This is a genomic window from Streptomyces sp. F001, from assembly GCF_004187715.1.
Classification (GTDB): Bacteria; Actinomycetota; Actinomycetes; order Streptomycetales; family Streptomycetaceae; genus Streptomyces; species Streptomyces flavusporus.
The window spans coordinates 21755-31866 of the sequence record NZ_QZWF01000028.1 but is presented as its reverse complement, the minus strand read 5'-3'; the positions used below and the strand labels follow the sequence as shown (position 1 = coordinate 31866).

At 69.2% G+C, this 10112-nt stretch carries 11 protein-coding genes and 3 pseudogenes; 6 read left to right on the top strand and 8 right to left on the bottom strand.

Going from position 1 to position 10112, the window contains the following annotated elements; translation table 11 throughout:
* Nucleotides 1-84 precede the first annotated feature (84 nt).
* The 7 genes from StrepF001_RS39580 to StrepF001_RS49820 all read right to left on the bottom strand — a co-directional run bounded on the left by StrepF001_RS39580 (nt 85) and on the right by StrepF001_RS49820 (nt 2714).
* Nucleotides 85-384 (bottom strand): hypothetical protein, encoded by a 300-nt coding sequence (locus tag StrepF001_RS39580; RefSeq protein WP_240797897.1) that lies wholly within the window; start codon nt 382-384, stop codon nt 85-87.
* 143 nt (nt 385-527) lie between these two features.
* Nucleotides 528-692: a hypothetical protein gene (locus tag StrepF001_RS48890; RefSeq protein WP_240797896.1), complete on the bottom strand. Its 165-nt coding sequence runs from the start codon at nt 690-692 to the stop codon at nt 528-530.
* 586 nt (nt 693-1278) lie between these two features.
* Nucleotides 1279-1566 carry a hypothetical protein gene (locus StrepF001_RS48885; protein WP_240797895.1) on the bottom strand — a complete coding sequence of 96 codons (288 nt, stop codon included), beginning with the start codon at nt 1564-1566 and terminating at the stop codon, nt 1279-1281.
* 136 nt (nt 1567-1702) lie between these two features.
* A complete protein-coding gene (locus tag StrepF001_RS46690) occupies nt 1703-2002 on the bottom strand; it encodes a hypothetical protein (protein ID WP_206307098.1) in 300 nt (99 codons plus the stop codon).
* The gene (locus StrepF001_RS46685; protein WP_206307097.1) at nt 1999-2244 is read right to left on the bottom strand and encodes a hypothetical protein; all 246 of its coding nucleotides are present in this window, start codon (nt 2242-2244) and stop codon (nt 1999-2001) included. Before StrepF001_RS46685 ends, StrepF001_RS46690 begins: the two co-directional genes overlap by 4 nt.
* Before the next feature lie 71 nt (nt 2245-2315).
* On the bottom strand, nt 2316-2486 hold the full coding sequence (locus StrepF001_RS46680) for a hypothetical protein (protein WP_206307096.1): 171 nt from the start codon (nt 2484-2486) through the stop codon (nt 2316-2318).
* Nucleotides 2487-2621: 135 nt separating this feature from the next.
* Nucleotides 2622-2714 carry a hypothetical protein gene (locus StrepF001_RS49820; RefSeq protein WP_206307095.1) on the bottom strand — a complete coding sequence of 31 codons (93 nt, stop codon included), beginning with the start codon at nt 2712-2714 and terminating at the stop codon, nt 2622-2624.
* 315 nt (nt 2715-3029) lie between these two features.
* Here StrepF001_RS49820 and icmF point away from each other — a divergent pair.
* The 6 genes and pseudogenes from icmF (at nt 3030) to StrepF001_RS46650 (ending at nt 9483) form a co-directional block, all read left to right on the top strand.
* Nucleotides 3030-6208: pseudogene (gene icmF, locus StrepF001_RS39560) on the top strand (fused isobutyryl-CoA mutase/GTPase IcmF).
* Nucleotides 6209-6248: 40 nt separating this feature from the next.
* Nucleotides 6249-7109, top strand: a pseudogene (locus tag StrepF001_RS39555) (3-hydroxybutyryl-CoA dehydrogenase).
* Between the two features lie 10 nt (nt 7110-7119).
* Nucleotides 7120-8151: an AMP-binding protein gene (locus tag StrepF001_RS46670; RefSeq protein ID WP_206307094.1), complete on the top strand. Its 1032-nt coding sequence runs from the start codon at nt 7120-7122 to the stop codon at nt 8149-8151.
* Between the two features lie 312 nt (nt 8152-8463).
* Nucleotides 8464-8748 (top strand): hypothetical protein, encoded by a 285-nt coding sequence (locus tag StrepF001_RS49815; protein ID WP_206307093.1) that lies wholly within the window; start codon nt 8464-8466, stop codon nt 8746-8748.
* A gap of 92 nt (nt 8749-8840) precedes the next feature.
* Nucleotides 8841-9161, top strand: coding sequence for an alpha/beta fold hydrolase (locus StrepF001_RS46655; protein ID WP_206307092.1), 321 nt, complete (start codon nt 8841-8843; stop codon nt 9159-9161).
* 103 nt (nt 9162-9264) lie between these two features.
* Nucleotides 9265-9483, top strand: coding sequence for a hypothetical protein (locus StrepF001_RS46650; RefSeq protein WP_206307091.1), 219 nt, complete (start codon nt 9265-9267; stop codon nt 9481-9483).
* A 165-nt stretch (nt 9484-9648) separates the two neighbouring features.
* Here StrepF001_RS46650 and StrepF001_RS50250 read toward each other — a convergent pair.
* Nucleotides 9649-9947: pseudogene (locus StrepF001_RS50250) on the bottom strand (GMC oxidoreductase).
* Between the last annotated feature and the right edge of the window lie 165 nt (nt 9948-10112).

Below are 10112 nucleotides of genomic sequence, written 5' to 3'. Positions count from 1 at the left end.
GCGACCAGCGCAAGGGTCCGCGGGGTGATCCCGTGGTCGTGCATATAGCGCTGGATCTTCATGCCGAAGAACTGCGTGGTCACCTCAGCCCGTCAGTGCGTACTCCTGCCCAGGCCCCAGTCCTCGGGCCGTGGGTCGAAGGCGGCCGCGCGGGTGCTTGTCGAAGCCGACGGCGGACGACGTCCGCCATACGGAGCGGATGGCATTGACGGCACTGATCAGTGCGCTGCCGCCGGTGGCGCAGCCGTTCTTGACGTTGACGAACGGCACTCCGGTCAGACCCAGTTGGACACCAGGGTCGGCGAGCCCTGCGCTGTCGCTGCCGCCGAAAGGCGCCCCACCCGCGACCACTCGATCCCGGCGTCCGCCAGCGCCGGCATTCACCGCGCTGACGGCAAGCTGCCCTGCCACTCGCCTCGACCGGCCGAACGAGGTGCGCCCGGCACCGCAAGATCAGGACATCGGTGCCATGAGCCCTCCTCTCCGAGGGTTGCGGGCCCTGGCCCGCGGGACGCCGCGTCCCGCGGTCACCATGAGAGGCATGCCGATGCGGACCGCGTCAGGTAGTCGACGTCGAGTACGGCGGCCACCCGTACGCCTTCCTTCAGCTCGACGTAGCCGACCGCGAACGGCTCGAAGCCCCGGGCGGGCTGGTACGCGCGACCTTGGGGGCATACCGCTGCACCGTCCACGTCCACAAGGTGCCGCGCCGGACAGGGCAGCCGGATCGGCCGGCCTCCGCAGCGCGGGCACGCGTCGTCCGCGGGTAGACGGCCACCAAGCAGCCGGAGCAGCGTGAGCCCTTCAGCCCGGTGGCCGGACTCCGCGGATGCGTGGCCATCCGGATCAGCGCCCCTGCCACTTGGGCTCGCGCTTCTCCAGGAACGCCGAGACCCCTCGTTGGCGTCCTCGGAGTTGAGCGCGACACCCACGGCGAGGTGCTCCATCACCATCAGCGACTGGGTGTCGGCGTGTCCAGGCTGCGGTCGATCGTCATCTTGGTGAGCCACATGGTGAAGGGGCTCTTGTCGATGAGGTCGCCGATGAAGTCCTGGACCGTCTCGTCCAGCTTGTCGCCGGGGAGGACTTGTTGATCAGGCCGAACTCGGCGGCCTCGACACCGGAAAGGAGCTTGCCCGTGAGCATCAGCTCCTTGGTCTTGCGGATGCCGATCATGCGCGGCACCGGTAGATCGGGCCGGCCCCGCCGAACAGCGCACGGCGGATGTGGAAGTCGCCGATCTTGCGTCGTCCGCGGCGATGGCGAAGTCGCAGGAGATCATGATCTCGAAGCCGCCCGCGGTGACATGGCCCTCCAGGACCGCGACCGAGGGGTCTTCATCGAGTAGAGGCGGTCGCACACCTTCGCGGACTTGACCGCGACGTCGATGGCGTTCGACTTGCCGACAAAGTCCGCCTTCAGACTGTCCAGGTCGAAGCCCGAGCAGAAAACGTGCCACCGCGACCGCCGGAACACCAGAACGCGCAGCTCGGGGTCCTCGTCGACCTCGGTGATGATCTCGTCGAGCCGGTCCAGGATCGGCACCGTGACGCAGTTCTCTTCCACGGGCGGTTGAGCCAGACCCGGGCGACATGGCCGTCACGCTCGAACTGGATCTCGTCTTCCACTGCCATCTCCACTCCTTCGAACTGAACTGAATTCAATATGAGTCTGGTGAGTCGATGATCCACTGTCAAGCCCCTCATCGAGATTGGTTCAGCAGCTGGGTCCCGGACCGCACCCGGTCGACCGCCGCCGTTCGCCGGGAGTCGACGAGGACCTTGAGCCGTCGCCCGTCGCGGACGTCATGGAGCCCGGAGACGTGTCGTGGAGCGGATGTGGTCGAGCCAGCCACCCGTCGGGCAGTACCCGGCGGCCATGTGCGCGATGACCCCTCGAAGACGCCGTCGGGATACGCCTCGGCGCCCAGCAGCGAGAGTTCGGCCAGGCGCAGGACGGAGGCGTCGACGGTGACCGGCCCCGAGTACAGGGCCACCATCACGACCGCGCCTGGGCGGCGACCGAACGGATCGCGGCATCCAGGCGCCTCGGGCCGGCCCGCGCACTCGACGGCGGCGCCCACACCCCGGCCCCGGGTGTGGGCATGACCTCCTCGGCCACGTCGACCGCACCGGGGTCCAGTACACGGGCGCCATGACGCTCCGCCGCCGCACGACGCAGCGGCGAGGGCTCCACCATGAGCACGTCGTGGACGCCGTGCGCCTTGAGCGCGAAACAGCGCACCCATGCCGACGGCGCCCGCACCCGTCACCAGGGCGCTGCCGCCGGCACGCACTCGGGCCGCTCGACGGCGTTCAGGGCCACTGCCATGGGTTCGACCAGGGCTCCTGTTCCAGCGAGACGCCCTCGGGCAGGAGATGCACGGAATCGCCCGGCACGACCACATACTGGGCGAGGCCGCCCCCGGGCGCGGTCACCCCGATCGCCGCCAACGCCGTACACAGATGGACAACCCGGACGTGCACCGCGGGCACACCCCGCAAGTGCGGATCGGCCGCACACAGACCCGGGCGCCGGCATGACCCGCTCCACCCCTTCCCCGCAGGCCACCACGGCGCCGGCGAACTCGTGCCCCAGGGTCTGCGGCAGGGTGGCGCCGGTCAGCGGTTGGGCTCGCGCGTGCAGCGCGGCGCCTCGAAGTACTCGTGCACATCGGTGCCGCAGATTCCCGCGTACGCCACACGGATCTTCACCTCACCCGCCCCGGCTCGGGTTCGGGCATGTCCTCGATCCGCAGTCCTTCATCCGTACAGCCTGGCGGCCAGCATCGTTCCTCCTCCGTGTCGGTCCTGCTCCAACACCCCGAGACTTACATCGAACTGAAGTTACTTCAATATAATCCTTGAGACCTGCACCTAGTTCGGTTCAGTATGGAGAGGTTCATACAGGCCCCGACCCGTGTCCGACCCGTGTCCGCCCCGCCGTTTCGGGCAGGGGCAGTCTGGAGTACACATGTCCGCCGGCGACGCGTCGGCCGGTCGTACCGCGCTCAGCATCCTGTCCGCTTCGTGACCGCCTCGAGTCTCTTCGACGGCCATGACGCGTCGATCAACATCATGCGGCGCCCTGCAGGCCCAGGGCGCGGAGGTGATCCACCTCGGGCACAACCGCTCCGTGAGCGAGGTCGTGGACGCCGCGCTGAGGAGGACGTCCAGGGAGTGGCCGTCAGCTCCTACCAGGGCGCCACGTCGAGTACTTCGAGTACCTGGTGGAGTTGCTGCGGGAGCGCGGCGCCGGACATTACGGGTCTTCGCGGGGGCGGCGGAGTGATCGTGCCGCAGGAGATCGAACGACTCGCGCGCGCCGGAGTGCGGATCTTCTCGCCGTGGACGGGCATCAGCTCGCCTGGTCGGCATGATCCAGGAGATGATCGCGGCGTGCGACACCGCTCCGTGGGAGGAGGAACCCGCCGGGACAGACCAGGTGCTGGCCGGTGAACGCCCCGCGCTGGCACGGCTGTTGTCCGGAGCTGCGGCCGGAACGGTACCCGCCGCCGACCTGCGCGCCCTGGAGAAGGCAGCCGCCGCGCGCCAGGTGCCGGTGCTCGGCATCACCGGCACGGGCGGTTCGGGAAGTCCTCACTCACCGACGAGCTCGTCCGCAGGCTCCGTACCGATCAGCGGGACACGCTGCGCGTGGCGGTGCTGGCCGTGACCGACCCGCCGGCGCGGCGGCGGTGCCCTGCTCGGCGACCGCATCCGTATGAACTCCCTGGACGGTGACAGGATCTTCTTCCGTTCACTGGCCACCCGTGGTAGCGGTGAACTCCCCGGGGGACTAGCGAGTCGATCACGCATGCAAGGCGGCCGGCTACGACCTGGTCATCGTCGAGACACCCGGCATCGGCCAGGGGGACGCGGCAATCGTGCCGTACGCGGACGTGTCCCTGTACGTCATGACCCCCGAGTTCGGTGCGGCGTCCCAGCTCGAGAAGATCGACATGCTGGACTTCGCGGACGTGGTCGCCATCAACAAGTTCGAGCGGCGCGGCGCCCAGGACGCCCTGCGCGATGTCGGGCGCCAGCTCGTCCGCAACCGGGAGGCGTTCGGCTCCGGCCCAGAAGAGATGCCGGTGTTCGGAACCAGCGCCGCGACCTTCCACGACGACGGCGTCACCGCGCTCTACCAGCATCTGCGCGACCTGCTCGGCGCGCACGGCCTGCCGGTCCGTCCCGGCGCCCTGCCCGAGGTGTCGGTACGCCACTCCAGCGGAGCGGCGCAGATCGTGCCCCCGTCCCGGGCCCGCTATCTGGCCGAGATCGCCGAGACGGTGCGTACGTACCATGCGCACACCCTCGACCAGGCCGAAGCCGCCCGGCGGGTGCAGCGGTTGACCGCGGTCCGCGACGAACTGGCGGATGCCCGAGCCGACACCGGCGCGGTGGACCGGCTGCTCGTGGAGGCACAGGGCTGCTCGACGAGGAATCCGCGGCGCGTGCTGGAGCAGTGGCCCCGGACCGTGCAGACCTACGCCGACGACGAATTGGTGGTCACCGTGGGCGGCCGGGAATCCCGGACCCGCCTGGTGCGCGAGTCGCTGTCGGGCAGCCGGGTTCCCCGGGTGGCGCTGCCGCGGTACGCCGACCACGGGGAGCTGTTGCGGTTCCTGCGGGAGGAGCACCTGCCGGGCTCGTTCCCGTTCACGGCCGGGGTGTTCCCCTTCAAGCGGGAGGGCGAGGAGCCGACGCGGATGTTCGCAGGGGAAGGCGATCCGTTCCGTACCAACCGCCGCTTCACACTGCTGTCCGAGGGCAGCGAGGCGACCCGGCTCTCCACGGCCTTCGACTCCGTCACTCTGTACGGCCGCGACCCGGACCCGCGCCCCGACATCTATGGCAAGGTCGGCACCTCGGGCGTCTCGGTGGCGACACTGGAGGACATGAAAGCGCTGTTCAACGGGTTCGACCTGGTCGCGCCGACCACTCGGTCTCGATGACGATCAACGGCCCGGCGCCGACGATCCTCGCGTTCTTCCTCAACACCGCGGTCGACCAGCGGCTCGACGCGTACGCCGCCGAGCACGGCCACGCGCCAGGCCCCGAGCAGGCGGGGGAGATCCGGTCCCAGGTGCTGCGCAGCGTGCGCGGCACCGTGCAGGCCGACATCCTCAAGGAGGACCAGGGGCAGAACACCTGCCTGTTCTCCACCGAGTTCAGCCTGCGGATGATGGGTGACATCCAGGAGTGGTTCATCGAGCAGGACGTCCGCAACTTCTACTCGGTCTCCATCTCCGGCTACCACATCGCCGAGGCCGGGGCCAACCCGATCAGCCAGCTCGCGTTCACGCTCGCCAACGGATTCACGTATGTCGAGTCGTATCTCGCACGTGGCATGCACATCGACGACTTCGCGCCGAACCTGTCGTTCTTCTTCTCCAACGGCATGGACCCGGAGTACTCGTGCTCGGCAGGGTGGCCCGCCGCATCTGGGCGGTGGCCATGCGCGACCGCTACGGGGCGAACGAGCGGAGCCAGAAGCTGAAATACCACGTGCAGACCTCGGGCGCTCGCTGCACGCCCAGGAGATGGACTTCAACGACATCCGCACCACGCTGCAGGCCCTCATCGCCCTCTACGACAACTGCAACAGCCTGCACACCAACGCCTACGACGAGGCCGTGACGACTCCCACCGAGGAGTCCGTGCGCCGGGCGCTCGCCATCCAGCTGATCATCAACCGCGAGTGGGGCCTGGCGATGAACGAGAACCGCTGCAGGGCTCGTACATCATCGATGAGCTCACCGACCTGCTGGAGGAGGCGGTGCTGACGGAGTTCGAGCGGATCAGCGAGCGCGGCGGTGTGCTCGGGGCCATGGAGACGGGATACCAGCGAGGCCGTATCCAGGACGAGTCGATGCTGTACGAGCAGCGCAAGCACGACGGAACGCTGCCGATCATCGGCATCAACACCTTCCGCAACGCACGCGCAGAGCACGAGCAGAACGCGCCGGTCGTCGAACTCGCCCGCGCCACCGAGCAGGAGAAGCAGTCCCAGCTGGAACGCGGTCCTCGACTTCCAGGCCCGCCACGAGGACGTGGCCCGCGTCGCCCTCACCGACCTCAAGCGCGCCGCGACCAGCGGGGAGAACGTCTTCGCCGTGCTGATGGATGCCGCGCGGGTCTGCTCGCTGCAGCAGATCACCGAGGCGTTCTTCGAGGTGGGCGGCGCGTACCGGCGCAACGTCTGACCAGTCACCCCTTCAGTCTCCTTACCCGAAAAGGACTTTCATGCCTGACATCTCGCGCTTCGGCGTCATCGGTTGCGGCCTCATGGGCTCCGGCATCGCCGAGGTCGCCGCACTGCGCGGTCTCGACGTCATCGTCGCCGAGTCGACCCCCGAGCTGGCCGCCGCAGGTCGCGACCGCGTCGCCGCGTCCCTGGACCGCGGCGTGCTGCGCGGCAAGCTCACCGGGGCCGACCGCGACCGGGCCCTGGCCGGCTCTCCTTCACCCACGATCTGGGGAAGCTGGCCGACCGGCAGTTCGTCATCGAGGCCGTCGCCGAGAGACGGGAGGTGAAGCTCGAGGTCTTCCGTCAGCTGGACAAGGTCCTCACCGACCCGGACGTCGTCCTCGCCACCAACACCTCCTCGATCCCCGTCGTCGACCTCGCCGTTGCCACCGGCCGCGCCTCCCGGGTCGTGGGCCTGCACTTCTTCAACCCCGTACCGGTACAGAAGCTGATCGAGGTCATTCCCGCGCTCACCACCAGCGCCGACGCCCTGGACCGTGCCGCTCGTTCGCCACCGAGCAGCTCGGCAAGGAGGTCATCCAGGCGCCCGACCGCTCGGGCTTCGTGGTCAACGCGCTGTTGGTGCCCTATCTGCTCGCGGCGGTCCGCATGGTCGAGTCCGGCGCGGCCCGCCCGAGGACGTCGACCGGGGTATGGAGCTGGGCTGCGCCCATCCGATGGGCCCGCTGCGCCTCCTCGACCTGATCGGCCTGGACACGGCGCAGGCCGTCGCCGAGTCGATGTACGAGGAGTTCAAGGAGCCGCTGTACGCCGCTCCCCCGCTGCTCCAACGGATGGTCGCCGCAGGACATTTGGGACGCAAGAGCGGGCGCGGGTTCTACGCGTACGACGCCTGAGGAGGCAGACATGTGGCCTACTCGTCCGCCCGCGCCTGATGTGGCCGCGCAGTACCGGGCCAGTGGGGCCTGGCGGGACCGTCCGCTCGGCCGGTACCTGAAGCGGGCCGCCGCCGCTTGGCCGGACGCGCTCGCCGTGGTCGACGGTGAACGCCGCCTCACGTTCGCCGACATCGAGCGGGAAGCGACGGCACTGGCGGCGGCGCTGCACACGCGCGGCATCGGGCGGGACGACGTCGTCTCGTTCCAACTACCCAACTGCGCCGAGGCAGTTGTGCTGTTCCAGGCCGTGATGAAGGTGGGCGCCGTCGCCAACCCGATCGTCCCCATCTACCGCGGGCACGAGCTGCGCTTCATCCTCGGCCAGGCCCGGTCGAAGATCGCGTTCATCCCTGGTGACTACCGGGGCTTCGACTACCCGGAGCTGTACGAGAGTCTGCACGCGGAACTGCCTGAGGTGCGGGACGTGGTGGTGGTCGGCGGTGGCGGAAGCAAGGGGGCCACCTCCTGGGAGGAGTTCCTGGGCGCGGCCGGTCCCGATCCGGCCGCCACGGTGCGCGCCCTGCCCGAGCCCGATCCCGACCAGGTGTGCCTGCTGCTCTACACCTCGGGAACGACAGCCGCCCCCAAGGGCGCGCTGCACAGCCACAACACGCTCGTGTTCGAGAACTTCTCCGTGATCGAGCAGTTCGGGCTCAATGAACGCGACGTGATCTTCAATCCGTCGCCGGTCACTCACGTCACGGGGGTCAACTGCGCGCTGATCCTGCCGTTCGTGGTCGGCGCTCCTGTCGTCCTGCACGACCGGTGGGACCCGAAGCAGGCGCTGCAGCAGATCGCCGCGGACCGAGTCAGCTTCATGATCTTCTCGACGCCGTTCCTGACGGAACTCCTCGGCGCCGCCGAGGCCGCGGGCGTGACGACCCCGACGATCCGGTACATCGTCTGCGGCGGCGCGGACATCCCCGACGAACTCCCGCCGCGCCACGGAACGGCTCGGCGTGGTGACCGGATGTACGGGGCGACAGAAGGCCCTTCGTGACGGCGGCGAATCGCTGGGAGCCGGCCGGGGTCCGTATCCGTACGGACGGTGTGCCGCTGGCCCCCACCGAGGTGATGGTCGCGGACGACGCGGGCCGGCCTGCGGGGCCGGGCGTCGTCGGGGGAGCTGTGGCGCGGTCCCGACACCTGCCTCGGCTATCTGGACGGCCGGCTCAACGAGGCCGCGTTCACGGCGGACGGCTGGTTCCGCAGTGGTGACCTGGCCCGGTTCGACGGACACGGGGCGCTGCGGATCGAGGGGCGGATCAAGGACATCATCAACCGCTCCGGGGAGAAGATCAGCGCCCACGAGGTGGAGAACCTGCTCAGTGGGCTTCCCGCTGTCGCCGAAGTCGCCGTCGTGCCGGACCCGACCCCTGACAGGCGAGCGGGGGTGCGCGTTCGTGGTGACCCGGCCGGGGAACGACCTGACGCTTTCACAGGTCAGCGAGCACCTCACCACGCGCGAGGTGGCGACCCGGAAGTTCCCGGAGAGCTCTTCTTGGTCGACGCCCTGCCGCGCACACCCAGCGGGAAGATCAAGAAGTTCGCGCTGCGGGACTGGCTGCGCGACCGGGACACCGCCGTTCCGGGGTGACGGTTCGAGCCGTCCACGAGCGGTGAAACGCCTCCCGGAACAGTGCCTCCGGCTGTCATCGGGCGCGCGGCAACCCAACAAGGAGGTCAGCCATGCCGTACGTTCTGATCCACGGCGCAGGCGCAGGCGCGGACTGCTGGGACGAGCTGATCCCCCACCTGCGCGCGCAAGCGCTGGCAGTCGACCTTCCGGGGCGCGGGACCCGGGCTGAAGTCGACCTGAGTACGGTCACGCTCGCGGACTGCGCCGACGCGGTCCGGGAGGACATCGAGGCGAAGGATCTGCGGGACGTGGTGCTGGTCGGCCACTCCTTCGCGGAGTCACGGTCCCGCGCGTCCTGGATCTCGTACCCGACCGAATCCGCCATGTCGTCCTCGTGTCGGCCGTGGTCCCGATGGACGGTACGCGGGTGATCGACCAGATCGCCCCCGGCGTGCGACCCGGGTGGAACAGTCGATCGCGCGGCGGTGTCTACCGCCAGACCGCGAAGGCGCCGCCGCCATGCTGTGCCACGACATGGACGAAGCGACGGCCGCCTCCACCCTGGACCGGCTGACCGACGACGCGGCCGCCCTGCTGAGCGAGCCCGTGGACCTGAGCGGCTACCGGCGCCGGATCCCACGGACGTACGTGCATCTCACGCGGGACCAGTGCTACGTGGAGGCGCTCCAGCAGCGGTCCATCGGGCTGCTGCGGCCCGAGGTCGTCGATCTCGACACCGGCACATGCCCATGATCAGCGCGCCCGAGAAGCTGGCCGCCGTCCTCAACACCCTTTACGGATGAACGCCGGGCGGTCTCAGGCAGCCCTCTGAGACCGGCCCTCAGGCCTCACCGCACGTCAGGCCCACCACACGTCAGGTGTCACTGCGCAGTTCGTCCGCGCAGCGCTCGGCCAGCATCATGGTCGTCGTGTTGGTCGGACGGCCGGGATGTCCGGCATGATCGAGGCGTCGACGACGTAGAGGCCCTCGACGCCGTGCACCTTGCCGGTCTGGTCGACGACGGCCGTCGCGGTGCCCTCGCCTCCCATGGCACAGGTTCCGACTGCGTGGCAGCAGGTGTTCTTGCCCTCGCGGATGGCACGTACGACGTCGGCGTCGGTGGTGACATCGGGGCCCGGCCAGATCTCGGCCTTGATGTATTCTGCAGCGGCGCCGACTCCATGATCGTCCGCATGTGGCGGATGCCGGCGACCATACGGCGCAGATCGTCAGGGTGGTCGAACAGGCCGAGGCGGATGCGCGGCGCGCCTCCGGGTCGCGGGAGACGATCTCCATGCCGCCGAGGAGTATGGCGGTAGATGACGAGTGGGACGAGGAGTCGGCCGGGTTCCATGGTGAGGACCACGGCGTGCAGATCCAC

Bases quoted from the DNA above. Each gene is read 5' to 3' on its own strand.
- StrepF001_RS46650 (WP_206307091.1), top strand. From the start codon at position 9,265: ATGGACGAAGCGACGGCCGCCTCCACCCTGGACCGGCTGACCGACGAC.
- StrepF001_RS46655 (WP_206307092.1), top strand. From the start codon at position 8,841: ATGCCGTACGTTCTGATCCACGGCGCAGGCGCAGGCGCGGACTGCTGG.
- StrepF001_RS46670 (WP_206307094.1), top strand. From the start codon at position 7,120: ATGTGGCCTACTCGTCCGCCCGCGCCTGATGTGGCCGCGCAGTACCGG.